General features: G+C 64.0%; 28 protein-coding genes and 1 tRNA gene. 11 read left to right on the forward strand and 18 right to left on the reverse strand.

Annotation, left to right across the window (positions count from 1 at the left end; translation table 11 throughout):
- Positions 1 to 4: 4 nt before the first annotated feature.
- Positions 5 to 547, forward strand: coding sequence for a gamma-glutamylcyclotransferase (locus KLP42_RS12910; protein WP_215567135.1), 543 nt, complete (start codon positions 5 to 7; stop codon positions 545 to 547).
- Here KLP42_RS12910 and KLP42_RS12915 read toward each other — a convergent pair.
- From KLP42_RS12915 to ftsE, 4 genes are all read right to left on the reverse strand, one after another.
- On the reverse strand, positions 523 to 1,323 hold the full coding sequence (locus KLP42_RS12915) for a lysophospholipid acyltransferase family protein (RefSeq protein WP_215567136.1): 801 nt from the start codon (positions 1,321 to 1,323) through the stop codon (positions 523 to 525). The two genes, KLP42_RS12910 and KLP42_RS12915, sit on opposite strands and share 25 nt — an antisense overlap.
- 66 nt (positions 1,324 to 1,389) lie before the next feature.
- A complete protein-coding gene (locus tag KLP42_RS12920) occupies positions 1,390 to 2,124 on the reverse strand; it encodes a YdcF family protein (protein ID WP_215567137.1) in 735 nt (244 codons plus the stop codon).
- 50 nt (positions 2,125 to 2,174) lie between these two features.
- Positions 2,175 to 3,125 carry a cell division protein FtsX gene (locus KLP42_RS12925; RefSeq protein WP_252192970.1) on the reverse strand — a complete coding sequence of 317 codons (951 nt, stop codon included), beginning with the start codon at positions 3,123 to 3,125 and terminating at the stop codon, positions 2,175 to 2,177.
- 85 nt (positions 3,126 to 3,210) lie between these two features.
- Entirely contained in the window at positions 3,211 to 3,870 is a 660-nt protein-coding gene (ftsE, locus tag KLP42_RS12930) for a cell division ATP-binding protein FtsE (RefSeq protein WP_215567139.1), read from the reverse strand.
- A gap of 196 nt (positions 3,871 to 4,066) precedes the next feature.
- Between ftsE and KLP42_RS12935 the strand changes: the two genes are divergently transcribed.
- The 3 genes from KLP42_RS12935 to KLP42_RS12945 all read left to right on the forward strand — a co-directional run bounded on the left by KLP42_RS12935 (position 4,067) and on the right by KLP42_RS12945 (position 5,850).
- Positions 4,067 to 4,759, forward strand: coding sequence for a hypothetical protein (locus KLP42_RS12935; protein WP_215567140.1), 693 nt, complete (start codon positions 4,067 to 4,069; stop codon positions 4,757 to 4,759).
- 42 nt (positions 4,760 to 4,801) lie between these two features.
- Positions 4,802 to 5,356 (forward strand): hypoxanthine phosphoribosyltransferase, encoded by a 555-nt coding sequence (hpt, locus tag KLP42_RS12940; protein WP_215567141.1) that lies wholly within the window; start codon positions 4,802 to 4,804, stop codon positions 5,354 to 5,356.
- 125 nt (positions 5,357 to 5,481) lie between these two features.
- On the forward strand, positions 5,482 to 5,850 hold the full coding sequence (locus KLP42_RS12945) for a response regulator (protein WP_215567142.1): 369 nt from the start codon (positions 5,482 to 5,484) through the stop codon (positions 5,848 to 5,850).
- Positions 5,851 to 5,988: 138 nt separating this feature from the next.
- Here the strand turns inward: KLP42_RS12945 and KLP42_RS12950 are convergent, their stop codons facing one another.
- The 4 genes from KLP42_RS12950 to argH all read right to left on the reverse strand — a co-directional run bounded on the left by KLP42_RS12950 (position 5,989) and on the right by argH (position 11,780).
- Entirely contained in the window at positions 5,989 to 8,640 is a 2,652-nt protein-coding gene (locus KLP42_RS12950) for a TIGR02302 family protein (RefSeq protein WP_215567143.1), read from the reverse strand.
- 163 nt (positions 8,641 to 8,803) lie between these two features.
- Complete coding sequence (gene lysA / locus KLP42_RS12955; RefSeq protein WP_215567144.1) at positions 8,804 to 10,072, reverse strand: diaminopimelate decarboxylase; 1,269 nt, start codon at positions 10,070 to 10,072, stop codon at positions 8,804 to 8,806.
- 16 nt (positions 10,073 to 10,088) lie between these two features.
- Entirely contained in the window at positions 10,089 to 10,283 is a 195-nt protein-coding gene (locus KLP42_RS12960; protein ID WP_215567145.1) for a lipoprotein, read from the reverse strand.
- Between the two features lie 93 nt (positions 10,284 to 10,376).
- Positions 10,377 to 11,780 (reverse strand): argininosuccinate lyase, encoded by a 1,404-nt coding sequence (gene argH, locus KLP42_RS12965; protein WP_215567146.1) that lies wholly within the window; start codon positions 11,778 to 11,780, stop codon positions 10,377 to 10,379.
- Between the two features lie 23 nt (positions 11,781 to 11,803).
- Between argH and tlpA the strand changes: the two genes are divergently transcribed.
- Complete coding sequence (tlpA, locus tag KLP42_RS12970; protein ID WP_215567147.1) at positions 11,804 to 12,463, forward strand: thiol:disulfide interchange protein TlpA; 660 nt, start codon at positions 11,804 to 11,806, stop codon at positions 12,461 to 12,463.
- A 24-nt stretch (positions 12,464 to 12,487) separates the two neighbouring features.
- On the opposite strand, the gene KLP42_RS12975 is transcribed toward tlpA, so the two are convergent.
- Positions 12,488 to 13,360, reverse strand: a complete 873-nt coding sequence (locus KLP42_RS12975) for a 3-hydroxybutyryl-CoA dehydrogenase (protein ID WP_215567148.1) — start codon at positions 13,358 to 13,360, stop codon at positions 12,488 to 12,490.
- Positions 13,361 to 13,662: 302 nt separating this feature from the next.
- On the opposite strand from KLP42_RS12975, the gene KLP42_RS12980 reads away from it, so the two are divergent.
- Positions 13,663 to 16,140 carry a methyl-accepting chemotaxis protein gene (locus KLP42_RS12980; protein ID WP_215567149.1) on the forward strand — a complete coding sequence of 826 codons (2,478 nt, stop codon included), beginning with the start codon at positions 13,663 to 13,665 and terminating at the stop codon, positions 16,138 to 16,140.
- A gap of 97 nt (positions 16,141 to 16,237) precedes the next feature.
- Here KLP42_RS12980 and KLP42_RS12985 read toward each other — a convergent pair whose 3' ends face one another.
- The 5 genes from KLP42_RS12985 to KLP42_RS13005 all read right to left on the reverse strand — a co-directional run bounded on the left by KLP42_RS12985 (position 16,238) and on the right by KLP42_RS13005 (position 19,826).
- Positions 16,238 to 17,167: an electron transfer flavoprotein subunit alpha/FixB family protein gene (locus tag KLP42_RS12985; RefSeq protein WP_215567150.1), complete on the reverse strand. Its 930-nt coding sequence runs from the start codon at positions 17,165 to 17,167 to the stop codon at positions 16,238 to 16,240.
- A 24-nt stretch (positions 17,168 to 17,191) separates the two neighbouring features.
- Positions 17,192 to 17,941 (reverse strand): electron transfer flavoprotein subunit beta/FixA family protein, encoded by a 750-nt coding sequence (locus tag KLP42_RS12990; protein ID WP_215567151.1) that lies wholly within the window; start codon positions 17,939 to 17,941, stop codon positions 17,192 to 17,194.
- 252 nt (positions 17,942 to 18,193) lie between these two features.
- Positions 18,194 to 18,772, reverse strand: coding sequence for a cob(I)yrinic acid a,c-diamide adenosyltransferase (locus tag KLP42_RS12995; RefSeq protein WP_215567152.1), 579 nt, complete (start codon positions 18,770 to 18,772; stop codon positions 18,194 to 18,196).
- Between the two features lies 1 nt (position 18,773).
- Positions 18,774 to 18,971 carry a twin transmembrane helix small protein gene (locus KLP42_RS13000; protein ID WP_143127170.1) on the reverse strand — a complete coding sequence of 66 codons (198 nt, stop codon included), beginning with the start codon at positions 18,969 to 18,971 and terminating at the stop codon, positions 18,774 to 18,776.
- Between the two features lie 21 nt (positions 18,972 to 18,992).
- Positions 18,993 to 19,826 carry an SDR family oxidoreductase gene (locus tag KLP42_RS13005; protein WP_215567153.1) on the reverse strand — a complete coding sequence of 278 codons (834 nt, stop codon included), beginning with the start codon at positions 19,824 to 19,826 and terminating at the stop codon, positions 18,993 to 18,995.
- Here KLP42_RS13005 and KLP42_RS13010 point away from each other — a divergent pair.
- Positions 19,801 to 20,889 carry a YihY/virulence factor BrkB family protein gene (locus KLP42_RS13010; protein WP_502941297.1) on the forward strand — a complete coding sequence of 363 codons (1,089 nt, stop codon included), beginning with the start codon at positions 19,801 to 19,803 and terminating at the stop codon, positions 20,887 to 20,889. The two genes, KLP42_RS13005 and KLP42_RS13010, sit on opposite strands and share 26 nt — an antisense overlap.
- Here the strand turns inward: KLP42_RS13010 and gluQRS are convergent.
- Positions 20,854 to 21,735, reverse strand: coding sequence for a tRNA glutamyl-Q(34) synthetase GluQRS (gene gluQRS, locus KLP42_RS13015; RefSeq protein WP_215567155.1), 882 nt, complete (start codon positions 21,733 to 21,735; stop codon positions 20,854 to 20,856). The two genes, KLP42_RS13010 and gluQRS, sit on opposite strands and share 36 nt — an antisense overlap.
- Positions 21,736 to 21,768: 33 nt before the next feature.
- Between gluQRS and KLP42_RS13020 the strand changes: the two genes are divergently transcribed.
- Positions 21,769 to 22,410 carry a DNA-3-methyladenine glycosylase family protein gene (locus tag KLP42_RS13020; RefSeq protein ID WP_215567156.1) on the forward strand — a complete coding sequence of 214 codons (642 nt, stop codon included), beginning with the start codon at positions 21,769 to 21,771 and terminating at the stop codon, positions 22,408 to 22,410.
- A 99-nt stretch (positions 22,411 to 22,509) separates the two neighbouring features.
- Entirely contained in the window at positions 22,510 to 23,067 is a 558-nt protein-coding gene (locus KLP42_RS13025; protein ID WP_215567157.1) for an HNH endonuclease, read from the forward strand.
- A gap of 128 nt (positions 23,068 to 23,195) precedes the next feature.
- On the opposite strand, the gene KLP42_RS13030 is transcribed toward KLP42_RS13025, so the two are convergent.
- Positions 23,196 to 23,714 (reverse strand): disulfide bond formation protein B, encoded by a 519-nt coding sequence (locus tag KLP42_RS13030; RefSeq protein WP_502941298.1) that lies wholly within the window; start codon positions 23,712 to 23,714, stop codon positions 23,196 to 23,198.
- A 187-nt stretch (positions 23,715 to 23,901) separates the two neighbouring features.
- Here KLP42_RS13030 and KLP42_RS13035 point away from each other — a divergent pair.
- Positions 23,902 to 23,986 (forward strand) — tRNA-Leu (locus KLP42_RS13035).
- Between the two features lie 2 nt (positions 23,987 to 23,988).
- Here KLP42_RS13035 and KLP42_RS13040 read toward each other — a convergent pair.
- Positions 23,989 to 25,095: a tyrosine-type recombinase/integrase gene (locus tag KLP42_RS13040; protein ID WP_215567159.1), complete on the reverse strand. Its 1,107-nt coding sequence runs from the start codon at positions 25,093 to 25,095 to the stop codon at positions 23,989 to 23,991.
- A gap of 461 nt (positions 25,096 to 25,556) precedes the next feature.
- The gene (locus KLP42_RS13045) at positions 25,557 to 26,246 is read right to left on the reverse strand and encodes a hypothetical protein (protein WP_215567160.1); all 690 of its coding nucleotides are present in this window, start codon (positions 26,244 to 26,246) and stop codon (positions 25,557 to 25,559) included.
- A 56-nt stretch (positions 26,247 to 26,302) separates the two neighbouring features.
- On the opposite strand from KLP42_RS13045, the gene KLP42_RS13050 reads away from it, so the two are divergent.
- Positions 26,303 to 26,581, forward strand: a complete 279-nt coding sequence (locus KLP42_RS13050) for a hypothetical protein (RefSeq protein WP_252192953.1) — start codon at positions 26,303 to 26,305, stop codon at positions 26,579 to 26,581.
- Positions 26,582 to 26,832: the final 251 nt, after the last annotated feature.

Consider the following 26,832-nt stretch of genomic DNA (forward strand, 5'->3'; position numbering starts at 1 on the left):
GGATATGGACGAATTTTGGGTGTTTGGCTACGGTTCCCTGATGTGGAATCCGGGCTTCGATTACGAAATGCGGCTGGGCGCGCGTGCGCATGGCTATCGACGTTCCCTGTGTGTCCGCTCTTTTGTCCATCGTGGCACGCCGGAGCGCCCGGGCCTGGTGCTGGGTCTTGACAGGGGCGGCTCCTGCCGCGGCGTGGCCTTCCGCGTGGCCGAGGCGAAGCGCGAGGCGGTGCTGGATTATCTGCGCCAGCGCGAACTCGTCACCCATGTCTATCTGGAGCGGCACCTGCCTCTGCTGCTGGAAGATGGCCGCCAGGTGAAGGCGGTGGGCTATGTCGTGGATCGCGGCCATCCGCAATATGCAGGGGCGCTCGAGGTGGAGGAGGCTGCGCGTATCGTGCATGTCTCCAGGGGGCAGTCCGGCCCCAACCATGCCTATGTTGCCAACACGGTGGCGCATCTGAAGGACATGGGCATTCGTGATCACTGGCTGGAAGGGGTGGCCGCCTGTGTCGCGGCGCTTCAGGCCCGGACGGCGCTCGCCTGAGCCTTCAGTTCTGCCAGTCGCTTTGCGGCGGTCGGCGGCAGCGGCAGCTGCGGATTGGCCGCGACATCATCGAGCAGCAGCTGGTCGCTTGCCGTCTCCAGCGTTTCCACCAGTCGGGCGAAGAAGGCATCCGGATCCAGGCCGGGCTCTATGGCCGGCAGGATGCGCACCTTGAAGTGACCGGGATAGCGCAGGGTGCTGCGGCGCGGCCAGAACAGGCCGGGATGCATGACGATCGGCACCACGGGAACCTGCGTGTCGCGGTAGATGCGGGCAATGCCGTAGCGATAGGCCGGTTCCGCACCCGGCGGACGGCGGGTCCCTTCCGGGTAGATGATCAGCTGGCGGCCCTTGTCCATCTCGATCTTGGTGCGACGCATCACCTCGACCATCACCTTGCCGCGCGCGCCGCGGTCCACGGGGATCATCCGCTGCTTCTTCACATACCAGCCGAACAGCGGAATCCAGGTGAGCTCGCGCTTCAGAATGTAGACGGGATCGTCCATCCACGGCAGAAGCGCATAGGTATCCCAGAAGGACTGGTGCTTCGGCGCGAAGATGCAGCCGGTCTTCGGAATGTTTTCCAGCCCCTCGATCTCGAAGGTGGTCCCGACGATCTTTTCCATCAGCCAGTGGTTCGAGCGGGCCCAGCCCTTCGGGATGGCGAAGGCCTTCTTGCGCGGCAGGAGGAAATAGACCGGTGTCAGCACGATCATCCTCAGGATCAGGTTGGCATAGAAGAGGGTGTTGAACAGGAATGAACGCAGGACCAGCATGACGGGCTTCCAGATGGGCATCGGCAGCGCCGTGCCTACACCATCCGGCCGTCCGACGGAAGCAGCCTATCGATGCGGCGGCGGCTTCGTGCTTTCCTCGCGGATCTCCTCCTGGGTGCGCAGGCCCGTGCCCTGGCTGATGCCGAAATAGGAGCGCAGGCTGGCGGCCGCCATCTTCGCATATTCCGCCAGCATGATGCGCAGCACGTCCGGCTCTGTGAACCAGGCCTTGCGCTTCAGGTCGGCATTGATGACGGGATAGGGAATGAAATCGGTGTGGCGGTCCAGCACGCGCAGCTCCAGCAGGCTGCGCGGCATGTGGTAGTTGTTGGTGACGACCAGGACCGAGCGGTAGCCGTGGTCGCGAATCCAGCGGGTGATCTCGTTGGCATTGCCGATGGTGTCGATCGCGCCATAGCCCACGTCGACGCAGCAGTGGAACAGATCGGGCGAGCCCTGCGTGGAGCGGCGGATCTGCGCGGGCGAAGCGGACGGATGGGCGCCGGAAATCAGCAGGCGCTTGCCGGCACCGTCGCGCAGCAGGCCGAGTGCCTGGTCGATCCGCTGGTATCCGCCTGTCAGAACCACGATGGCATCCGCCTTGATACCCTCGGGCGCCTGCAGCGAGGTGACGGCATCGGCAAACCAAAGGAAGCCGCCCAACAGCAGCGTGCCCGCCAGAATCACGCCCATGCCGGCGTAGCGCAGGCAGCGCCGGAATAGGCTGCGCCTGCTGGACCATCCCTGCCTGCCCGGGGGCCGCGGCAATCCGGATTTGCGCATGGTCTCGCCAAGGGTCATGGCCTCGTCCTTAGCCCGAGTTTTGCCGCGAGAACAGCCCCCGGCCGCAATCAGCTGCCGGGCAGGCCATCGGAACGCGCCGGGTCGGAGCGGATCAGGTCGATCTCGTCAATCGTGCGCATGACGGTGAAACGCGCCGTCAGCGTCGTCAGCAAGGCAATAACGATGATTGTGGCAAGAATTCCGAGATAGCCCATGAAGTCGATGGTGAAGGTGCCGAAGAGCGCGGTCGCCTGGTCGGTCTCCGGGGTGGCTCGCGTCTGGCTCTGCCAGAAGCCGGCCGTGGCGAACAGCAATGCCGCCAGTGCCCCGCCTGCCGCCGATCCCTTGAGGCTGATCTTCAGGAAGTGCTTCTGGAACTCTGTGGCGACGAAGGCGCTTTCGGCCCCGACGAAATGCAGCACCTCGACGATGTGCCGGTTGCCCGACAGCGCGCCGCGGGTGGCGAAGATCACCGTCAGGATCATGGCGGTGAAGACGAGAATGAGGACGCCGGTGCCGATCAGCACCGTGGTATGGGCCATGGAGACCAGCCGATCCACCCAGGTGCGGTGATCGTCGAGAAAGGCCTGCGGCACTTCCGTCTTGAGAAGGTTGCGCATGGCGGCGAAATCCGGGGGATGCCGCTCATCGATGGTGATGATGATGAGCCGGGGAACAGGCAGTTCCTTGAGATCCAGGCCGGTGCCGAGCCAGGGCTCCAGCAGGCGCGCGGTTGCCGCATCGTCCATGATCGTGCCCTCCTTCGTGCCGACGAAGCTGAGCGCCAGATCGCGTGCCTTCTTCAGCGTCGCATCCATGTCCAGCCCGTCATCCGGCTTGATCTGGATGGTGATCTCGCGGGAGATCTGGCTTTCCCAGCTGGCGGCGGTGGAGCGCACCATGCTGACGGAGCCGAGGGTCAGGCAGGCGAGAAAGGACATGATGGCGATCACCACCATCAGCGCATTGCCCTGGATGTTGGAGGGCGGCAGGATGGGGCCGGTGGGACGCACGCGCATTTCCGGGCGGCGCTGCGGGGAGGCGGCCGGATCGGCGGCCTGGGCCTTCTGGTCCGGCTGACGGCCGGCGCGGGTGCGGCTGATCTCATTCATAGATATCGAGCCGCCCTTCGGTCAGAATCATGCGGCGGGCATCCACCTGGTCCATCAGCGTCAGGTCGTGGGTGGCGATCACCACGGCGGTGCCCAGCCGGTTGAGTTCGAGGAACAGGTTCAGCAGCCGGCGGGCCATGGGCGGATCGACATTGCCGGTCGGCTCGTCGGCGAGCAGGATTTCCGGACGGTCCATCAGGGCGCGCGCAATCGCCACGCGCTGCTTTTCCCCGCCGGACAGCACCGGCGGCAGCACGTTGATGCGCTCGCCAAGCCCGACCCATTTCAACAGTTCGATCACGTCGTTGCGATAGCCGGCTTCCTCCTTGCCGCGCACGCGCAGCGGCAGCGCGACATTCTCGTAGGTGGTCAGGTGGTCGAGCAGCCGGAAATCCTGGAACACGATGCCGACCCGGCGCCGGAGCATCGGCAGTTCGGCGCGCGGAATCTGCGACAGATCGCGGTCGAACATGCGGATCAGGCCGCGCGTCGGCTGTAGCGACAGAAACAGAAGGCGCAGAAGCGTGGTCTTGCCGGCGCCGGAAGGGCCGGTGAGAAACTGAAAGGAGCGTCTCGGGATATCGAAGGTCAGATCCCGGAGGATTTCCGGGCCCATTCCGTACCGCAGACCGACATTTTCGAAATGGATCAACGCGTCGTCCAGTCCATTGGTATTGCTGAGGGGCCCTTGGTAAATGGCAAGGGTTTATGGATCCTGAATCCAACCCGGAAAATCCGGTGTTTCCGGAGGGGCTTTGCGAAGCATTAACCATTCGAATTTACGACTAGGCGGGATTCGTTTCAATGCCTGACGTCCACACGCATGTGGAAGAGGCGGGGAGAGAACCATGGGCGCATTCCGCTCGCACCGTCACGACGCCGCTGACCATGACATTCTGCCGCCGCAGAACAGGCCATCGCCCCGCCCGGCCGCACCGCGCCGCGCGGCGGATGTGGTGGATGCCACCTTCGAGACGCTCGGCGAGGCAGCGCCACGTTCGACCTGCGGTGCGAGACCGCGTCCCGTCGGCAATGACAACCTGCACCGTGCCTTTCGCCGCCGCGCGCCTCTGCTCGGCGAACCGGCCTCGCGCCTTGCCAGGGTGACGGAACGGCTGGAAGCGCTTTTGATGCGCATGTCGGCGGATTTCTTTTCCGCCGTCGTGGCCTTCGTCTTCGTCGTCGTCTTTGCGCTGTGCGGCGGCTTCTCGCTGATCTCCGGCGAAAGCGCCGATGCGCATGAGGGCGCGGGGCTCGACATCACCCATGTCACGCTGACGCCCGGCTTTTCCGGCCAGCAGCCGGTGCTGACGGTGAGCGGCGTGGTGGAGAATCGTGCCGCACGCCCGCTGCAGGTCTTGCCGATCCGCGCCGACCTGACGGAAGGTGACAGGGTGGTTTCTTCGGCCCTCATCGCGGCGCCGGTTGCTGTGATGGATGGCGGTCACAGCCGCGGCTTTTCGCTTACGCTGCCGCACCCCGGTGGAAAAAGCCCGCAACTGCGCCTTTCCTTCGAAGGGCAGGGTGCCTCCCGCTCCTGAAACGTGATATCGGCGGGGTTTGACAAGTCCGGGAGACGCCCCATGCCCATCGTGCGCGGCAAAGTTATCGAGCCGCTTTACACCGCAGAGCAGATCGCTCACCGCAACCAGGTTCTTGCCCGCGAGATCGCTCAGGGGCCGACGAAGGATCTCCTCGTCATCGCCATCCTGAAGGGCTCGTTCATCTTCGCCGCCGATCTGCTGCGTGCCCTGCACGAGACCGGGCTTGCGCCGGAAGTCGAGTTCATCACGCTATCCAGCTACGGCGCCGGCACGGTCTCGCAGGGTGTGCGCATCGTCAAGGACATCGATTCGGACGTGCAGGACCGCGACGTGCTGCTGATCGATGACATTCTGGAATCCGGCCGCACGCTGAAATTCGCCAAGGAACTGCTTTACGAGCGCGGCGCGCGCAACGTCACCGTGGCCGTACTCCTGGACAAGCGGATGAAGCGCAAGGAGGCGCTCGAGGCGGAATATGTCGGCTTCGACTGCCCCGATCACTTCGTCGTCGGCTATGGAATGGATGTCGCCTACGCCTTCCGCGAGCTGCCCTTCGTCGGGGTGGTTACCGGAGATGCACCGGCCGAGGGCTGAGGCGCGTAACCTGATACCGGGCATTAACCATCCGGTTTCAGGGCTTCCGGCCGTTTACTCCTCGCAAAGGAAATCCGGGTCATCTGGATCCCGATTTGATGCATGATGCACGGGAGAAATCTGCCATGGCCAAGATCCTGATCACTGAAGACGAGGATTCGCTGCGTTCCTTCGTGGCACGCGCCCTGCGCCTGGATGGCCATGAGACGCATGAGGCGGCTGATGGTGCGGAAGGCCTCCAGCGCCTGGAGGAATGCAGCTATGACCTGCTGCTGTCGGATATTCGCATGCCGGTGATGGACGGCATCGAACTGGCGCATCGCGCCGCGGCACAGTTCCCGTCGCTGAAGATCCTGCTGATGACGGGCTATGCCGAGCAGCGCGAACGCGCCGACGACCTGATGGCCAAGGTCATCGACGTGGTCGACAAGCCATTTGCCCTGCCGGATATCCGCCGTGCCGTGGCGCAGGCGCTGGCCCCGAAGGCCGCCTGACCGGTCCGCCACCTCATATCGCTCTCTCTTCCGGATTTTTGCGGTCCGAACCCGATCCGGCCGATGGGTCGCTGACCAAGGCCTGCCGGCCGCGTGACCGCCTGACGGTGCGCCGCAGGCGGCGCCGAGCGGCACAGATCAGCGGATATCCAGCAGGCGTTCGAGATAGCGCCGCTCTTCCTCGCCGGACATCATGTTGCCAAGCCGTTCACGGATGGCGTCAAGGATCTCGCGGGCGCGCTGCACGTCGATCTCGTCCGGAACCTTCACCTGGTCACCGAATTCCGGTCCGGACGTGGCGCGCGGCCGCCCCAGCGGATCGCGGCCGTTCTGGCCGCCCTGCGAGGCCATGCCTTCGCCAGGCCCCTGGCCCTGCTGGCCCTGGCCGGGCTGCATGGCCTGCATCATCTGCTGCATCATGTTCTGGGCGCCCTGGCGCAGCGCGTTCAGCGCGTTGCCCTGGCCTTCGACGGCCTGGTCGCCCTGGCCCTTGCCGAGCGCTTCGCCGGCATTGCCCATTTCGCGTTCCGCTTCGGCAAAGCCCTCGCCGGGCTGCATGCCGAGTTCCTTCAGCCCCTTCTGCAGTTCCTGCAGCTTCTTGCCGAGACCCTCCTGCTGGGCGCGCAGGTTCTTCAGCGCCTCGCGCAACTGCTCCTCGGTCATCTGGTCGAGTGACTGCTGGCCCTGCTGACCCTGCTGTTGCTGCTGCCCTTGCCGGTTCTGACCCTGGTCATAGGGCTGCTGGCCCGGATCGCCACGCTGCATCCGGTCGCGCAGGGCCTGGTCCATCTGGAAGGTCTGGTCCATCAGGCGCTGCTGCTCTTGCATGATCTCGCCGAGCTTGTCGATCTGCTGGCGCATGCGGCTCGTCTGCTGCTGCTGGCCCTGCTGCGGCCGCTGCGGGCGGCCCGCCTGCAGGTTGTTCATCATCCGCTGCAGTTCGGACAGCATCTGCTGGGCGGCGTCGCGATTGCCGGAGCGGGCGAGATTCTCGATCTGGTCCATCATGTTCTGCAGGTCGCGCTGGCGGATGACATTCTGCGCCTGCATGTCCTGCTGCGATTGCGGCATGTTCTGCATGCGCTGGGCCAGTTCCGACATGAAGTTCTGCATCGCCTCGCGCAGTTCCTTCATCAGGCGGGCGATTTCCTCGTCGGATGCATTGTTCTGCAGCGCGTCCGACAATGCCTGCTGCGCGTCCCGCAGCCGGCGCTCGGCCTGGGAAAGGTCGCCGTCCTCAATGCCGAGAGCGATTTCCCACAGATAGTCGGCGGTGTCCTTCAGTTGCTCCTCGCTGCGGGCAAGCTTCATGCGCTCCAGCGCCGAGCGGATCAGCAGGAAATGGGTAAGGTTTGGAATGGTCTCGTCGGCGCGCAGGGCCAGCGCTTCGTTGAGCGCAATCGCACGCGGCATCTGCCGGGTGTCCAGCGCAAAGATCTGCCGCTGTTCGGCCACCGCCGCGGCCAGCGGCTCGGCGAAGCGACGGGCCGGCAGCACCATCTCGACGGAGGGACTGCGCCCTTCCTGCCCGGCGCCATCCACGGCCACCAGCGTGATGCGGACCCGCTTGCCGGAGAGCGGGTGTTCGGTCAGGTTGCGGCTGGTCAGGCCCTTGATGTCGCGGGAATTCTGTCGCGGCAGGTCGAGCTTGAAGTCCGGCAGCGGATAGAGCGGCCTTGCCCCGTCATCCTGCGGCTCGACCGGCTCGATCAGTGCGAAGGCCTTCTGGATGCCGTAATCATCCTTGCCGGTGAAGCCGATTTCGAGCGCGCCGTTGACGGCACGGCGCGGCTGGCGATCGAAGGCGATCTCCGGTGCGCGGTCGGCGATCACGTCGAACAGCCATTGCTGGCCGTTGACGGTCAGGTCGCCGCTTTGCGCCACCTTCATCTTGTAGCTGCGCGGGCCGAGCGGCTGGGCGGCAGCGCCGGCCGGTGTCGCTGCCTCCGCGGAGGGCGCGCCCTGCGTCTCGGCTCCTTCGGCGGCAAGCTCGCGGGCCGGCCCGCCCTCGAGCGGTGCGAAACTCACCCGCTCGTCGCCCTCGCCACCGGTCACCCGCACGGTCAGTTCGGAATATTGCGGCAGCCGCACGCTGCCTTCCACCGGCGCCTCGCGCCCGGTGAGGAAGATCGGTGCGCGGCCGGTATAGGAGGGCGGGGTGAGCCAGGCATCGACGCGCAGATCCGGATTGGTGCGCGCGGCCGGCGCAGACGGGGCAAAGACGTCCGCAGGGCTGCCGCCGCCATTGGAGAAGGAATAGCCGAATGCCGCGACCAGCAGCAGCGCCGGCAAGGCGCGCAGCCCGTTGCGGTCATGGCGGGCGATATCGGGCTGCGGCAGGCCGGCATCAAGGGCCGCGATGCGCCGTGCCATGCGGATCTGGTGTTCCTTCCAGAGCGCGCGCGCGAAGGGCGTGTCGAAGGCCGGCTCGTCCTCCTGCACGGCAACCGGCTGGTGCGGCAGGTGGTTGCGGGCCTCCAGCAGGCGGTCCGCATCGCTGGCGGCCGGCCAGCGCAGCCGGCCGAGCGGCAGGATGGAACTCAGGAAGGCAAAGACGAAAAGACCGAAGGCCACCCAGCGCAGGATCTCGGGCATCTGCCGGAACAGGCCGAACCAGCCGGTGGCGAGGAAAAGGGCAATGACGGTGAGCGGCGCGAGCAGGAGGGGCGCCAGCCTTTCGCAGAACAGCACGAAACGGGCGACCGCCCGCTTCGTCGCAACGCGGCGCGCGAGATCCGGGTGGGCATCGAAGGCGCCTTTGCGGGTGAAGCGCATCCTGCTGGGGCTCATGCGGTCCGTCTCCTGTGGGTGGCGGCGTCAACCGACGTCGGGCACCGCATCGCGCGAACCCGCTTCGCACAGGATACCAGTGTTTGTGGCGAAGACGAGGGCGCGGCGGCCAAATGCCCCCGCTTTCTTGTCGTTTCGCTGAAATGTGAACGCGAGGGGTGTCTCAGCCCAGCCATGCCGGCACGGAATCGAGGCCGATCAGATCCTCGTAGCTGCCGCGCGGGCGGACCACATGGAACTCGCTGCCCCGCACCAGCACTTCCGGCACCAGCAGGCGGGAATTATAGGTGCCGGCCTGCACCGCGCCGTAGGCGCCGGCCGAACCGACCGCGAACAGGTCGCCGGCTTGCGGTCGTGCCATGTCGCGGTCGAGCGCCAGGTAATCGCCGGTTTCGCAGACGGGGCCTACCACGTCGGCCTTGATGCGCGGCGTGTCGTCGGCCGGAATGATGACCGGGCGAATGCCGTGATAGGCTTCGTAAAGCGTCGGGCGGATGAGGTCGTTCATGGCGCCGTCGACGATGACGAAGGTCTTGTCGCCCGCATCCTTCACGTAGAGCACTTCGGTCACCAGTATGCCGGCATTGCCGACGATCAGCCGGCCGGGCTCGGTGACGATCTTGCAGTTCAGGCTTTTCAGCTGCGCCTTGACGATGCCGGCATAGGCATCCGGCAGCGGTGGCGGATTGTTGTCGTCCTTGTAGGGAATGCCGAGCCCGCCGCCGATATCGACGTGATCGATGCGGTGGCCATCGCCACGCAGCGTTTCCACCAGTTCGCGCAGCAGGCGGAAGGCATCCTCGAAGGGCTGCAGCTCGGTGATCTGGCTGCCGATATGCATGTCGATGCCGCTGACCGTGATGCCGTCAAGCGTCGCGGCATGGGCATAGACGGCGCGGGCGCGCTCATAGGAAATGCCGAACTTGTTTTCCTTCTTGCCGGTCGAGATCTTGGCATGCGTGCGCGCGTCCACATCCGGATTGATGCGGAAGGAGACATGCGCCTTGCGGCCAAGCTTCAGGGCGCGCAGGTTCAAGACTTCCAGTTCCGGCTCGGATTCCACGTTGAAGCAATAGATGCCCGCTTCCAGCGCCAGATCCATTTCGGCCGGCGTCTTGCCGACGCCGGAAAACATGATGCGGCTGGCCGGAATGCCGGCGGCCAGCGCCCGGCGCAGTTCGCCGCCCGAGACCACGTCCACGCCGGCACCGAGCCTGCCCAGCGTCTTCAGCACCGCCTGGTTCGAATTGGCCTTCATCGCGTAGCAGACCATGGCGTCCACGTCGCCGAAGGCCTCGGAGAAGACGCGATAATGCCGCTCCAGCGTGGCGGTCGAATAGCAGTAGAAGGGGGTGCCGACCGCCTTGGCGATCTCCGGAATGGCGACGTTTTCGGCGTGCAGCACGCCGTCGATGTAATGGAAGTGGTTCACGGGGGCGGGCTCGCGATCAGAGAAGCGGGTCGAGAAGGAAGGGCTTTTCCGCCACCGGTTCCTTCTTCTGTTCGTTGCTCTTGCGGATGTTCTGCTGCTCGACGGGCGTGCTCGGCTTGTCCAGCGTGCCCTTGCGGCCGCAGCCGGTGACGGCGACGCCGGCGATGCAGAGCACGATCGCGATGCGGGCGAGATGGCGCTGGTTCGACATTCCTGTTCCTTTGTCAACGGCCTGGGGCGCAGGCGGGCGGAGCCCGTTCATAGCGAAGTTCCGCCCGCTTGTGCAGTCAATTCTGGTGATGGATCAATTGCGGCCCCGCCACCAGGCGATCTGCCGGCGCACCTCCGAAGGGGCCGTGCCGCCGAAGCTCACGCGGCTGGCGACCGAGGCATCGACGGACAGCACGTCGAACACCTTGTCGGTGATGGCGGCGTGGATCGACTGCAGATCGGCAAGCGACAGGGCGGCGAGGTCGCAGCCCTTCGCCTCGGCCATCGCCACCGCGCGGCCTGTGACGTGGTGGGCGTCGCGGAAGGGAAGCCCTGCCTCGCGCACCAGCCAGTCGGCAAGATCGGTAGCGGTCGAATAGCCGGAGCCGGCAGCCGCGCGCATGCGGTCGGCGCGCACCGTCATGTCGCGCACCATGCCGGCCATGGCCGCAAGTGCCAGTTCCAGGTTTTCCGCAGCATCGAAGACCTGTTCCTTGTCTTCCTGCATGTCCTTCGAATAGGCGAGCGGCAGGCCCTTCATCACCGTCAGCAGCGCCACCAGCGACCCGTTGATGCGGCCGGTCTTGGCGCGCACCAGTTCGGCGGCATCCGGGTTCTTCTTCTGCGGCATGATGGAGGAGCCCGTGGAGAAGGCATCCGAAAGGCGGATGAAGCCGAATTGCGGCGTCGACCAGATGACGATCTCTTCGGCAAAACGCGACAGGTGCACGGCGCAGATGGCGGCGACCGACAGGAATTCCAGCGCGAAATCGCGGTCTGAGACGGTGTCGATCGAGTTGCGGGTCGGCTCGCGGAAACCGAGCGCCTCGGCCGTCATGTGGCGGTCGATGGCAAAGCCGGTGCCGGCAAGGGCTGCCGCGCCGATCGGGCTTTCGTCCAGATGGTCTATGGCGTGGCGCACGCGGGCCCGGTCACGACCGAACATCTCGACATAGGCCATGCAATGATGGCCGAAGGTTACCGGCTGGGCGGTCTGCAGATGGGTGAAGCCCGGCATGACCGTGTCGGCATGGGCTTCCGCCTTGTCGAGCAGGGCCGCGATCAGGTCGCTCAGCATGGCCTCGGTCTTGGCAAGCTCTTCCTTCACCCAGAGGCGGAAGTCGAGCGCCACCTGGTCGTTGCGCGAGCGGGCGGTGTGCAGGCGGCCGGCCGCTGGGCCGATCAACGTGGCGAGCCGCGCCTCGATGTTCATGTGGATGTCTTCAAGCTTGCGCGAAAACTCGAAGCGGCCCTCGCGGATCTCTGACAGGATCGTGTTCAGCCCCTCGACGATCTTGTCTTTATCTTCGGTGGAAATGATGCCTTGCTTGGCCAACATGGTGGCGTGCGCGATCGAGCCGCGGATGTCCTGGGCATAGAGCTTCTTGTCGAAGCCGATGGAGGCATTTATCTCCTCCATGATGGCGTCCGGTCCCGAGGCAAAGCGCCCGCCCCACATCTGGTTGGAGGAAGCCTGATCCTTCGTGCCGTCTGCCATGAGTGCCCGTCCTGGAGTTTGATATGCCGAACAAGAGACCGCTGGGTCTGCCGTCCGTCCGCCTGATCCTGATTGCTGCCTTTGCCGGAATTCTGGCCGGCGCCGTGGCGGTATACGTGAAGCCGACCCTGTCTGGCAATGCCACCGAAACGGCCGACAGCGCGTGCGAGGGCGCGGTTCAACAGGCAAAGAGCGTTTCGGAACTGGCGACAGGCGAGATTGCGGCACTGACCGCCACGGCTGAGCCGCGACGCCTTCAGGCGCTCACCTTCAAGGGACCGGACGGCGGTGCGCTGACGCTCGCGAATTTCGAGGGCAAGACGGTGCTTCTCAACCTCTGGGCCACCTGGTGCGGCCCCTGCCGCGAGGAAATGCCGGCGCTCAACCGCCTGCAGGAACAGAAGGGCGGCGACCGCTTCGAGGTGGTGGCGATCAATATCGACACCGGCGGCGACGAGAAGCCGAAGGCCTTCCTCGACGAGACCGGCGTGCACCATCTCGCCTATTACCGTGACAGCACGATGGGCGTCTTCAATGCGCTGAAGAAGGAAGGGCTTGCCTTTGGCCTGCCGGTTACGCTGGTCATCAACCGGCAAGGCTGCCTGATCGGTTCGATGAACGGCCCGGCCGCCTGGGATGGCGAACAGGCGAAGACCCTGGTCGACAAGGTGTCGGCGCTCTGATGCGCCGAAACCTGTCCTGACGGTTCAGCGGGTCGGAACCGGCACCTCGCCGCGGTAATCGTAGAAGCCGCGGCCGGACTTCCGGCCCAGCCAGCCGGCCTCGACATATTTCACCAGCAGCGGACAGGGGCGATACTTGCTGTCGGCAAGGCCGTCATGCAGCACCTGCATGATCGAAAGGCAGGTGTCGAGTCCGATGAAATCGGCGAGCTGCAGCGGACCCATCGGGTGGTTGGCACCGAGCTTCATGGCGGTGTCGATCGCCTCGACGGAGCCGACGCCCTCATAAAGCGTATAGATCGCCTCGTTGATCATCGGCAGAAGGATGCGGTTGACGATAAAGGCCGGAAAATCCTCGGCGACCGTGACCGTCTTGTCGAGCTTGCCCACGAATTCCTTGGCGGCGCGGAAGGTGGTGTCATCCGTGGCGATGCCGCGCACCAGTTCCACCAGCTTCATCACCGGTACCGGATTCATGAAATGAATGCCCATGAACTGTTCCGGCCGGTCGGTCGCGGCGGCAAGCCGGGTGATCGACAGCGAGGAGGTGTTGGTGGCAAGGATCGCCTCCGGCTTCAGCACGGGGCAGAGCTTGCTGAAGATCTTGCGCTTGACGCTCTCGTCCTCGGTGGCCGCCTCGATCACCAGATCGGCAGGGGCGAGGTCGTTGACATCCGTGCTGCCGGAGATGCGCGACAGAGCGTCGCGCCGCTCGTCATCCGTCAGCTTGCCGTTGCTGACCTGTCGGGCGAGATTGCCGTTGATCGTGGCAAGTCCCGCCTCGATGCGTTCGCTGGAGAGATCGTACAGCGTGACCTTGTAGCCCGCCAGTGCGCTCACATGCGCAATGCCGCAGCCCATCTGACCTGCACCGACAATTCCGATATTCGTGATCATAGCGCCCTGTTTCCGCTGGAGCCCTGGAGCCACACCGGCACGTTACGTGCGTCTGTGAAGCGGTGCGGAGAAAACACCCGCCAATGGCTCGCACTTCCCTTAAGAGTGATAATGCCCGCCATCGTAATTTTCCAGTCCTTAATCGATGATGAGCAGTGTCAGGACAGCCTGCAGGGCGGGTCGCACTCACTTTAGGGTTATCTTAAGCGTGTGGCGGCACCATGCGGGCCGAGGCAAGATGCGGGACGGGGGGAACCATGCCTGCCCTTGCCAGGGATCGGACCTGCTGGAGACGACAACCGATGCGCATTGCAAGGAAACTGCCGGTTTTCGTGACGATCGTGACCCTTCTGTCGATCGGCGCGGCAAGCTTTGCCGGCCTGATGGAAAGCGGCCGCGTTCTGCGCGAGCAGGCCATGGAGAAGCTGGAGGCAACCGCTGACGGCCGGCGCAACGAGGCGCAGCTTTATTTCGAGAACATGGTGACCAATCTGAGGGCGATCGCCGGCACGGCGACCACCGGGGAGGCGCTGCACAAATTCCGCCGCGACTGGCGCTATCTGGGCGACAATCCGAAGGCGACGCTGACCGAGCGCTACATCACCAACAATCCGAGCCCGGCCGGCCAGCGGGCCGATTATGACAGCGCACGCATCGATACCTATGACAGCAATCACAGTCTCTATCATCCGGTGCTGCGGGCTGCGCTGAAGCGCTACGGCTATGCCGACATCTTCCTCATCGACGCCAAGGGCACCATTCTCTACACCGTTCAGAAGAACGAGGAATATGGCGCCAGCATTACCGATCCGTCGCTCAAGGATACCGCGCTTGCCGAGGTCTTCCGCAAGGTGGGCGACAGCGAGGATCGCGACCTCTTCGCCTTTTCGGATTACGTGCTCTATGGGCCGCAGAAGCAGGTGGCGACCTTTCTCGCCTCGCCGCTGTTCATGGGCGACATCAAGGTCGGGGTGATCGTGGTGGCGATCCCGGCGACCCGTCTCAATACCATGTTCGGCAACCGCACGGGCCTTGGCCAGACGGGCGAGACGCTGCTGGTCAATGCGGCCGGTCTGGCCGTGACCGATTCCGTTCTGACCTCCGAAAAGGATGCGCTGGTGCAGCGCATCGAGGCGCCGGCCGTCAGGGATGCGCTGGGCGGCGCCAAGGCGAGCGGCCTGTTGCCGGACTATCGCGGCACGACCAATTACATGGCGGCATCGCCGCTTGCCTTCGGCGGCCACAACTGGGCCGTACTCGCCGTGATGTCGGAAAACGAGGCGCTGGCGAGCCTTGCCGGTCTGCGCAACACCATTCTCGGCCTGGCCGCCGGCATTCTCGTTCTGGCCGTCATTGCAGCCGTCCTCGTGTCGCGCAGCATCACCGGTCCCATCAGGAGGCTCGTGGATGCCATGGCGCGGCTGGCCGGCGGCGATACCGGCATCGTGCTGACCGGCGAGCAGCGCCAGGACGAGATCGGCGACATGGTGCGCTCGGTGGCGGTGTTCCGCGACGCGGCGCTGGAGAAGATGCGCCTGCAGAGCGAGGCCGAACGCGACCGGCAGATGTCGGAGGCGGAGCGCGTGGCGCGCGACGCCGCACGCGCAGAGGAAACGGCGCGGCTGCAGCATACAGTCGACGTGCTTGGTGCGGGCCTTCGGCGTCTGGCCTCCGGTGACCTGACGACCACGATCGATACGCCCTTCATGGAGGGGCTCGACCGGCTGCGCACGGATTTCAACGATTCGATCCGCAATCTCGCCAGCACCATGCAGCAGGTTTCCGGCAGCACCGCCTCGATCAACGAGACGGCCAGCGGTATGACGGCGGCGACCAACGATCTGTCGCGCCGTTCCGAACAGCAGGCGGCGGCGATCGAGGAAACCTCGGCGGTCATCACCCAGATCATGGAGGCCATCCGGGTTTCGACCGAGCGGGCGACCAATGCCCGTGCCATGGCGGCCGATACCAAGACCTCGACCGATCGCTCCGGCGCCATCGTCAGTTCGGCGGTGGAGGCGATGAGCCGCATCGAGCATGCCTCGCATGAAATCAGCCAGATCATCAACGTGATCGACGAGATCGCCTTCCAGACCAACCTTCTGGCACTCAATGCCGGTGTCGAGGCCGCCCGCGCCGGGGAAGCCGGCAAGGGGTTTGCGGTCGTCGCGCAGGAAGTGCGCGAGCTGGCGCAGCGCTCGGCCACTGCCGCGCGCGAGATCAAGCAGTTGATCGGCAAGTCCAGCGATGCGGTGAAGACGGGGGTCGATCTCGTGCAGAATACCGGCTCCGCACTTGGCGAGATCGCCGGTCAGGTGACGCAGATCAACGACCAGATTGCCCTCATCGCGGAGGCCGCCGGCGAGCAGTCTGAAAGCGTCAGGGAAATCTCCACCGCCATTCGCCAGATGGAGAACACCACCCAGCAGAATTCGCAGATGGCCGAGCGCACCAATCACGACATGGAGAAGCTGACGCGCAACGCGCAGGGCCTGTCGGAACTGGTATCCCGCTTCCGCCTTTCGGAAGGGCAGATGGCGGCCTCGCTTCACGCCTCCGCCTCGCTCGGGCGCGACGAGCCCCTGCCGGTTTCGGTGCCGCCGCAACGCGCCGCGGCGGCCAGCGGTCGCGTCGCCCCCGTCAGGCCGGCCGGCGAGACCAGCCGCCAGGTGGCCTCGCCCGCCCGTGCCCTGCTTGGCAAGGTGGCGGCCGGCTTCTCGAAATCTCCGGCAAGCCCGCCGGCTTCCGGCTCCTCCGGGCAGAGCTGGGAGGAATTCTGAATGCCTGCCCGCTGAGGGAGCGGGATCTGTTGCATGACAAAGGCCGCGTTCCTGTCGGAACGCGGCCTTTGTCTTTTGACTGGAAGCGGCGGAAGGCTCAGAGCGCCTTCTCGAGCTCCGGGATGATCTGGAACAGGTCGCCGACGAGGCCGTAATCGGCCACCTGGAAGATCGGTGCCTCCTCGTCCTTGTTGATGGCGACGATGACCTTCGAATCCTTCATGCCGGCGAGGTGCTGGATCGCACCGGAAATGCCGCAGGCGATATAGAGGTCCGGCGCGACCACCTTGCCGGTCTGGCCGACCTGCCAGTCGTTGGGCGCATAGCCGGCATCGACGGCAGCGCGCGAGGCGCCGACGGCAGCGCCCAGCTTGTCGGCGAGCGGCAGGATGACTTCGCGGAACTTCTCCGAGGAACCGAGCGCGCGGCCACCGGAGACGATGATCTTGGCCGAGGTTAGTTCCGGGCGGTCGGACGAGGAGAGCGCATCCTCCACGAAGGTGGAAAGGCCGTCATTGCCTGCGGCCGAAACGGTCTCGACGGCGGCCGAGCCGCCTTCGCCGGCGCCCTGGAAGGCGGCGGTGCGCACCGTGATGACCTTCTTGGCATCGGTCGACTGCACCGTCTGGATGGCGTTGCCGGCGTAGATCGGGCGCTTGAACGTGTCGGCGGAAACCACCTCGATGATTTCGGAGACCTGCATCACGTCGAGCAGGGCCGCGACGCGCGGCATGACGTTCTTTGCCGACGCCGTGGCGGCGGCGATGATGACGTCGTAGGCGCCGGAGAGCGAGACGATCAGGTCTGCCAGCGGTTCCGCCAGATTGTTGGCATAGGCGGCATCATCGGCGAGCAGCACCTTGGAAACGCCGGAAAGCTTCGCCGCTGCATCGGCAGCACCCCTGGCGCCGGAGCCGGCGACCAGCACATGCACATCGCCGCCGATCCGGGCCGCGGCCGTCAGCGCCTTGGCGGTCTGGTCGGAGAGGCTCGCGCCGTCATGTTCTGCGAGAAGAAGAATGGCCATTGTCGTGTTCTCCCTTCCGTTCCCTTAGAGGACGCCTGCTTCGACCTTGAGCTTCTCGACCAGTTCGGCAACCGAACCGACCTTGACGCCCGCCTTGCGGCCGCCGGGCTCCTCCGTCTTCAGCACCTTGAGGCGCGGCGCAAGATCGACGCCGAAATCGGCCGGCGACTTCTTGTCGAGCGGCTTCTTCTTGGCCTTCATGATGTTGGGCAATGAGGCATAGCGCGGCTCGTTGAGGCGCAGGTCCGTGGTGACGATCGCCGGAAGCTTCACCTCGATGGTCTGCAGGCCACCGTCCACTTCGCGGGTTACCTTGGCGGTGCCTTCGCCGATCTCGAGCTTCGAGGCGAAGGTGGCCTGGCCCCATTTCAGCAGGGCTGCCAGCATCTGGCCGGTCTGGTTGCTGTCGTCGTCGATGGCCTGTTTGCCGAGGATGACGAGGCCCGGATTTTCCGCGTCCACCACACCCTTCAGGAGCTTGGCGACGGCCAGCGGCTCGACCGTCTCGTCGGTCTCGATCAGGATGCCGCGATCGGCGCCCATGGCGAGCGCGGTGCGGATGGTTTCCTCCGCCTTGGCCGGGCCGATGGAGACGATGACGATTTCCGTTGCCTTGCCGGCTTCCTTCAGCCGCAGCGCCTCCTCCACGGAGATTTCGTCGAACGGGTTCATCGACATCTTCACATTGGCGAGTTCAACGCCCGTGCCGTCCGCCTTCACGCGGATCTTCACGTTGTAATCGACCACCCGCTTTACAGGCACCAGAATTTTCATGACTTCCTTCCTCAGATCGAACCAATTGGGAAAATGCGGCCTCTCCCGCGCCGCTGATTGTCAATGGGCGACATGGATACGCATTTTTGAACCGAATACAAAAGGTTTTCGGCGTCGCACCGGTGTCATTTGGTCATGCCCCCATTCCGGGTGCTGCACAGGCAGCCCGCGGCCTGCCTGTGGCAATCGTCCCTTGCGGGGCGCGATGTGAAGTGCAAAGGCGGTCGTCTGCGCCGCGTCCGTGCGGCCCGCCTAGCGATTCTTGCCTGGCACCCAGAGAATATCCGCCTTGCCGCCGTCATTGGCGTAACGGGAGGCGACGAAGAGGAAATCCGACAGGCGATTGATGTATTTGAGCGCCGGCGCACCGACGATCTCGCCCTCGATCTTCGACAGTTCCACCATCAGGCGCTCGGCGCGGCGTGACACGGTGCGGGCCAGATGCAGATAGGCAGCCGCCGGCGAACCGCCGGGCAGCACGAAGGAGGTCAGCGGATCAAGGCCGGCATTCAGCGTGTCGATCTCGCTTTCCAGACGGTCGACCTGCGACTGCACGATGCGCAGCGGCTCCCAGCTTGCCTTTTCCCCTGTGTCCGGCGTGGCAAGGTCGGCGCCGAGATCGAAGAGATCGTTCTGGATGCGAAACAGCATGGCGTCGAGTTCCGGCAGGGCGCCGGTATGCAGCCGGGCAATGCCGATCGCCGAATTGGTCTCGTCCACCGTGCCGTAGGCATCGACGCGCAGATCGTGCTTCAGGCGCCGCGGGCCGGTGACCAGACCGGTCGTGCCGTCATCGCCGGTGCGGGTATAGATCTTGTTGAGCTTCACCATGTCAGCGACCTCCCCCCGTCAGCCAGAGCGTCAGCATGATCAGGGCGATGGCAATCGCCTGCAGCATCACGCGCAGCTGCATCAGCTTGTTGGATTTGTTGGCGTCCTTGCCCTGCAGCATGTTGAACAGGCCGCGGATCAGGACAAGGACCACGAGACCCATCACGATCAGGGCAAGAAGTGTGGTGAAGCTGGACATGGAGGCGCCTTTTTCTGGTTTTCAGTCCAGCCTACGCAGCAGCCGGTAAAACAGATCGGCCGGCAGCAGCCGTTTCAGCAGAACACCCTGTTTGGCAGGCTTGGTGACGAGATAATGTGGGCGGGGGCGCGGCGCGGTCAAGGCGTGCTTGAGCACCGTATAGACCGCCTCCGGCCCGAGCTTGTGCCTGTTCACCGGCCCCGTGCCCTCCAGCCGCGCCAGCTGGCGGCGATATTCCGCCGCATGCGCCGAGCCTTCCAGATCGATATTGCCGCGGATTGCGGCGAGCGCATTGGCGGTGAAGCGCGAGGCGATCGGCCCCGGTTCGATCAGGCTGACGAAGATGCCGGAACCGTCGAGTTCCATGCGCAGCGTGACGCTCAATCCCTCGATCGCGTACTTGGAGGCATTGTAGGCGCCCCGGTAGCGATAGGGCACGATGCCGAGAATGGAGGAGCACTGCACGATGCGGCCCGTGCCTCTTGCCCGCATCAGCGGGATGACCTGGCGGGTCAGTTCGTGCCAGCCGAACACGTTGGTCTCGAATTGCTGGCGCAGCACCTCGGTCGACAGGTCTTCCACGGCGCCCGGCTGGCCATAGGCGCCATTGTTGAACAGGGCGTCGATGCGGCCGCCGGTGCGAATGGCGACCTCTTTCACCAGGGCATCGATGGTGTCCCTTCGGGTATAGTCCATCAGCAGGGCCTCGATGCCGTCGGTCTCGAGACTTGCAAGATCCTCCGGCTTGCGCACGGTGGCGAAGACGCGCCAGCCATCCCGGGCGAGAGCGCGGGCGCAGTGGGCGCCGATGCCGGACGAGCAGCCGGTGATGATGATCGTGGGCCGATCCGTCATGTCCCCTCCTGTACAATGCCTCTGCCTTTCCCATATTTGGGGCCGAGTGACAACGGAGTTCCCATTGGCCGAGACATCCCCGCCGCTGCGCCCGTATCGCCTGGCCTTCAAGGTGTTCTATGACGCCTATTGTCATTTCAACGATGACGATGGCTGGGCGCTGGCAAGCCATGTGGCGCTGTCCGGCCTGCTGGCGATGTTTCCCTTCCTGATCTTCGGCACGGCGCTGGCAAGCTTTCTGGGTGCCAACAGCTTCTCCGATACCGCCGTGCACCTGCTCTTCGACACCTGGCCCTCCGACATTGCCGAGCCGCTGGCCAACGAGGTGCGGCGGGTGCTGGAAATTCCGCGCGGCGGGCTTCTGACGATCTCGGTGCTGGCGGCGGCCTATTTCGCCTCGAACGGGGTGGAGGCGCTGCGCATCTCGCTGAACCGGGCCTATCGCGTGGTCGAAAGCCGTCCCTGGTATGTGACCCGCCTGGCCAGCCTTGGCTATGTGATCGCCGCCGTTGCGATCTTCGCGGCCATCAGCATCGTGCTGGTGGCGGTGCCGATCGCCATCCGCTTTGCCGGATCGCATCTGCCCTGGCTCAGCGACCACTTGCACAACATTGCCAATTTCGGCGTTCTCGGCACGGTGATCGTGCTGTTTCTCGGCCTTGTGGTCTGCCACAAATGGTTGCCGGCCGGCAGCCGGCGCGTGGTGGAGGTTCTGCCGGGCATCGTCCTCACTCTGTTGTGCTGGGGCGGTTTTGCCTTCGCTTTTGCCTCCTACCTCGCGACCTTTGCCAATTACGCCGCCACCTATGCCGGTCTCGCCTCGGTGATGATCGTGCTGGTCTTTCTCTACATGGTCGGCGTGATCTTCATTCTCGGCGCCGAGGTCAATGCGGCGCTGATGAAGTATCGTGTGCTCTCCGCCGTCTCGCATGCGGTGCGCCGGCGCGGCGACGGGCAGCAGGTCGCGGCGGAGAGTTCACCGTCCACCCCGCCGTCCCCCCCGCCGTCAATGCCGCCGGACAGCCGGTCAGAAGCCGAGCATCTCGCGGATCTCGGCCGGTGAAACGCCTGCGGCGCGCAGCGCGGCCAGCCCGGTCGAGCCTTCGCTCTTGGAAAGCTTGCGCCCGTCGGGACCGGGCACCAGCCTGTGGTGATGGTAGTCCGGTTCCGGCAGGCCGAGCAGCACCTGCAGCAGCCGGTGCACGGCGGTGGCATGAAAAAGATCCAGTCCGCGCACCACATGCGTCACGCCCTGGGCCGCGTCGTCCACCACCACCGACAGGTGATAGCTGGAGGGGGCATCCGAACGGGAGAGGATCACGTCGCCCCAGGCGCCCGGGTCGGCTGTGATGATGCCGGCTGCGCCGTCGCCCGTTTCCCGCCAGGTCAGAGGTTCGCCGATCAGTGCCAGTGCTTTGCGCATGTCGAGGCGGATGGCGTGTCGCAGGCCGCCGGCCAGCAACTGCGCGCGCTCGGCCGGGCTGCGGTTTCGGTCGTCCGGCGGGTAAATCGGCGCGCCGTCCGGATCGCGCGGCCATGGCCTGCCGGCAGCTTCGGAGGCCGCCACGCGCGCCTTCACCTCGCCGCGCGTCAGAAAGGCCGGGTAGAGCAGGCTCAGTGCCTCCAGCTTTGCCAGTGCCGCCTGATACTCGCCGATATGGTTCGACTGGTGGCGCACCGGCTCCTCCCATTCGAGGCCAAGCCAGGCGAGATCGCGAAAAATCTCGTGCACGAATTCCGGCCGGCAGCGGGTCTGGTCGATATCCTCGATGCGCAGCAGCAGGCGCCCTTCGAAGCGCCCGGCCATCTCCTGATTGATCAGGGCGGAAAGGGCGTGGCCCAGATGCAGGAATCCGTTCGGGCTCGGGGCGAAACGGAAGACGGGCTTTTGACGGTCGGCGGCGTGCATGGTTTCTTGTGCCACGAATCGGAAAGATTGGCGATGGTGCAGATACGCGAGATGGCGGATATCGAGGAAGGGCTTGCGGCGCTGGTGGCGCTCGACCGGGCGCTGGCACCGGTCGTGGCGGCCGCCGGACCGGTGCCGCTGCGCCTTTCGCCGCCCGGTTTCGCCGGGCTTGCCGAAATCATCGTGTCGCAGATGGTGTCGAAGGCGGCTGCTTCGGCGATCTGGGGTCGGATGCGATCGGCAGGCGAAATGACACCGGCGGCCTATCTTGCCCATTCGCCGGAGGTGGTGGCCGGCTTCGGACTGTCTCGGGCCAAGGCTTGCGCGATCGAGGGGCTGGCGCGGGCGCTGGCGGAGGGCCGGCTCGATCTCGAAGCGCTGGCCTTCGTTGCGCCGGAGGAGGCGCGGGCAAGACTGCTTGCGCTGCCGGGCATCGGTCCTTGGACGGCGGAGGTCTATCTGATGTTCTGCCTCGGCGCCCCGGATGTGTTTCCGGCGGGCGATGTGGCGCTGCGGGCGGCGGTCGGCCATGCGCTCGGACTTGAAACACGGCCGTCGGTTGCCGAGGTCGCGGCCCTTGCTTCGGGCTGGAAGCCGTGGCGTTCCGTCGCGGCGCGCCTGTTCTGGGCCTATTATGCCGGCATGACCCGGCGGGATGCGATCCCGATGACGTGATCGTCTGCGTCAGGCACTGCGTCATCAGGGGGGCTTCACATTCCTGTAACAACGGTCCTAATATAGAAAGACAGAAGCCGAATCGGTGAGGAGCGTCCGTTGACGATTGCAGTCTCCCCGCAGGCCCTGCCGGCGCTCGTGTTGAACGCTGACTACCGGCCGCTGAGTTATTACCCCTTGTCGCTCTGGTCCTGGCAGGACGCGATCAAGGCAGTCTTCCTCGACCGTGTTAATATCATTGCTGAGTATGACCAGTCGGTCTCGTCTCCCACCTTCTCGATGCGATTACCGAGTGTCGTCAGTTTAAAGACCTACGTCCAGCCCACCCGAAACCCCGCCTTCACCCGCTTCAACGTCTTTCTCCGCGACAAGTTCGAGTGCCAGTACTGCGGTTCGCACGACGATCTGACCTTCGACCACGTCATTCCCCGCGCCCATGGCGGCCAGACGACCTGGGAAAACGTGGTGGCCGCCTGCTCCCCCTGCAATCTGAAGAAAGGCAGCAAGCTGCCGAAACAGGCCGGCATGCATCCGGCCCAGACCCCCTATCAGCCCACGGTGCAGGATCTGCACAACAACGGGCGCCTCTTCCCCCCGAACTATCTGCACGAAAGCTGGATGGACTATCTCTACTGGGATACCGAGCTGCAGCCCTGATCGGTTTGGCGACGAGACATATCGCTCTCACGCGCCCGCGCGGCCGATAATGAAAGGCCATGGCTCATCCTTGGCCGTCGGCGCCATTCCTGCGTGCGGCTAGGCCCCGCCGGTCTGCCCCGACGTTCTCAGGCGCGCCTTGTGAATACGCCGCGAAAGGCGATTGCAGCGAGAATGAGGGCTGCGACGACATTCCAGCCGGCAAGCGACAGGCCGAAGATGCGCAGGGCCGCCACGGTGCAGGAGGGGCCGTGAACGGTGTTCAGGTCGTCCAGCAGGCTCTGCGCGCTGGTGGTGGCCGTGGCGGCGGAGGTGGAGCAGGTGCTTGGGCCGGGCCAGAAGCCCCACTCGACGCCGGAATGATAGATGCCCATGCCGGCGGCAATCAGCATCATCAGGCCGACGACGCCGATCAGCAGCCGCGTCAGCGCCGGCGGCAGGCGAAAGGCGGCGGTGGCGAGCGCGCCGAGCGCAATCGGCACGCCCCAGTAATAGGGCTCGCGCTGCAGCAGGCAGAGCGCGCAGGGAATGTAGCCACCGATATGCTGGAAGCCCAGCGCCGAGCCGACCACCGCCACCATGCCGAAGGCCAGCGTGCCCGAATAGAGCATCAGGGTGGAGCGGGGATCGTGTGCGGTGGCCATCAATGCATCTCCTGCGGTGTCTGTCGCGCCCTCTGCTCTAGTGAACGGGAGGAGGGCTGTAAATGCGCGGCGCAGGACCGGCAACACTATGTCGCGCCACATTTTCGTGAGAAACAACAAGGCCCGTAGCCCAGCCGGCGCTTGCGCGCCCGCTTTTTCCTGTGCTAGACCCCCTCCCACCACTTTCGATGCCCCGTTGGCGGAATTGGTAGACGCGCCTGACTCAAAATCAGGTTCCGAAAGGAGTGCTGGTTCGATTCCGGCACGGGGCACCACTTTACGAATTCGACTTTGTTTTCGTTGTGGAATTTTCGTTTTTTCCCGCACTAGAATTTAGGTGCGGGGAAAGTTCGATCTCGATCTGTTCTGCAACCAACTTTGAAGCGCGAATTCCAAGCCTCTTTCGGTCTGCCTTTTTCGTGTAGACTTCGGCCTGTCGAGACGTCGCCCATCCGTACTGCGCCATCAATTCGTGAGACGAAGCGCCAGCGTTTGCAGCCAGCGTGGCGGACAATTTCCGCAGTCCATGCGCGCTCTTGCTGACGCCCGCAGCGGTGCAGTGCTTCCGAAACCAGTTTCCAAAAGACTCGACTGTGAAGGGCCGGCCGTTCTCTCCGACGACAAAGGCAAGATCGCCTGTTTTCGTTTCCTCGATCACCTTCATGAGGCGCTCGGGAAATTCCACAGTGATGTCGGCCCCGGTTTTGCGGGTGCGCATAGAGAACACATTTCCCGTCATATGCTGACGGCCAGCACGAACAATGTCTGAGCGCCGCAGGCCTGAGCAAAGCAGCAACTCCATCGCCAGGCGCTGCGCTGTGCCGATTTGCCACGTCCTGCAGAAGAGATGCACATCTTCGGACGTCCACGGTTCGAAGCCGTCCGTTTTGTAGGCGAGCCGTTCCACGCCGTGCGTTGGATCAAATTCTGCGAGATCAGATTTGATGGCCCACTCGAACACGCCGCGCAAAGCCTTCAGAAGGGCATTAGCTTGGCCCGGAGTGGACGAGCGGGCTTCAAGTGCAGCCTCGACGTCCTTCTTTGAAATGTCGGCATAGAACGCGTCGCCTGCGTTCTTCAGCATCTGCAAAAACAGATTGCCACGTGCTCGTCGCGTCGAGACGGACAACTCGGCCCATTTGCGGCTTTCCATGTACTGGCCAATGAGCCACTTCAAAGTTCTGGTGTCGCCTCTCTGTCTCGTGCGAGCCGGCTTTTCAGCGGCTATGGCATCTCGATATGCTGCCTTGAATTCCTCGGAACCTGGCGCGCCACGGAGCCTGGTGCGTGGACCCTTGCCGACTCGATAATAGAACACCACCGTTCCGTGGCGGTTTCTTTCCTTGATCACATTGAGCGGCAGCTTGCGTGGCATGGTTTCCATCAAAGTCGTACTCCGCCTCGCGGAGCAAGTTGATTTTGCGACGTCGTAGCAGATGCTGCTGGTGCCACTCGGATTGTGCGGCCGGCTTCTGTCACCTCTACCGTGACATTCTGTTCTGTGGCGATGGCGGCCATTCGTTTCAGGTCCGCGCTTTTTATCCAGGCGACTGCTGTCATGTGGTGGTATCTCTTCGATCGGGATGCGGGACATCGCGAGCTGTGTACCGGTCACGTGCTGCCTCGATCGACGGCACACCAATTCACATTTCGAGGACGAATATCGCGATAATCGCGAGTTCAGTCAATATAAATTTGCGCTAATCGCAAATTCCGATGAAGAAGTGGAGCGTAAAGCTCGCGATCTGTGGCTTGCTTAGGCGTCCACAAACTGAAGATGTGAGGTGTTTGTTGTCGCGCTCGGATGTGCTCGATCTGGTTTGCGCGCGCTCCCGAAGCGGTTTGCTAGATCCGCTTTCCCGAAGTCGTCACGTCCTCGATGGGCGTGTGTGGGTTTCGCCGAGCAAATTTTTGAGCGGCATAACGCGTCTTGATGTCGGTCACGATGGCGAAATGGCGCACCGGGACGTCCCTCATCATTGGCGCGTTGACGCTTTCCAGATGAAACAATCCTGGCGCAGATCCTGGCGACGGAAACTTCACAAGAACCCGCCCGTCTTGCAAAAAGCAGACACACATGTGGCCCATATGATTTTCAGACGGCTCTTCCTTGTCTTCGTAGAAGATCAGATAGCCATGGTTTGCAATGCCGTACATCGAATTTCCCCGGACCTCTAACGCTTCCGTTGTGTCCTTCGCATCGCGTGGAGCTTCAACTTCTCCGAAGTTCCCATCGCCTGAAGAATAGAGCACAGAGCCATCCGGGCCTGCGCCCGCCAAGCCCCTTATTGGTACGAAGCGGGTGGCGCTTGGGTCGCCTCCTGGGGGCTCCTTACCAAAAAATCGTGCCATTGCACTTAGTTCATGAGCCTTGATTGCTCGGACTTCTTTTTCGTGGCCGCTGCTGTTTAGCATCCGAGTGACAGCATCCGGCTTGACGTTCAAAAACGCCGCAAGCCTCGATTTAGAGCCGTGGCCCATCGAGTCGAGATTTCTTTTCATCCAGTTGCGGATTTCGTGCTGCGGATCGCTCATGGCGACATATTCGCGAAAAGCGCAAATATTCATATCGCGTAATTCGCAAAAATGGCTTGACCAAATATCGCGATAATCGCAAATGTCGGGTTATGAGCGCGAAGCACCTGGATCCGGCAAAATCTATTATCGCCAAAATCGGCATCGAGAAAGTGTCTGCTGTCACCGGGAAACACATCTCGCGTGTCTATCGGTGGATGTATCCCAAAGACAGGGGAGGCACCGGCGGGATGATCCCTCAGCGCGAGGCTTCGGTTCTCCTGGCCTACGCTCGCGAACGGAATATCGATCTCATCCCAGCAGAGTTCTTTGTTCTGCCGGAGCCCCCCGAATGACCGCTCCCCCATCCTCTCCTTCGCGCGGCCACACCTCCCGGCCTGCTGCGACCCGCGCCGGTGCGATTGACCTGGTCTTTCCCGGCGCGGGTATCTTTCATTTTCCATGCGGGCCTCCATTGGGGTCGTAGCCGCTTCAATCTCACAATTTTCGTCACTTCCCACCACGGGAAAAGCGCTGGGTCATTCCCGGCGCGGGAAAGGTTTTGTCTCATGATTTCAAACGCATGGTTTCACCGCATCAAGGCGGC

The organism is Rhizobium sp. CSW-27 (assembly GCF_018760785.1).
GTDB lineage: Bacteria > Pseudomonadota > Alphaproteobacteria > Rhizobiales > Rhizobiaceae > Neorhizobium.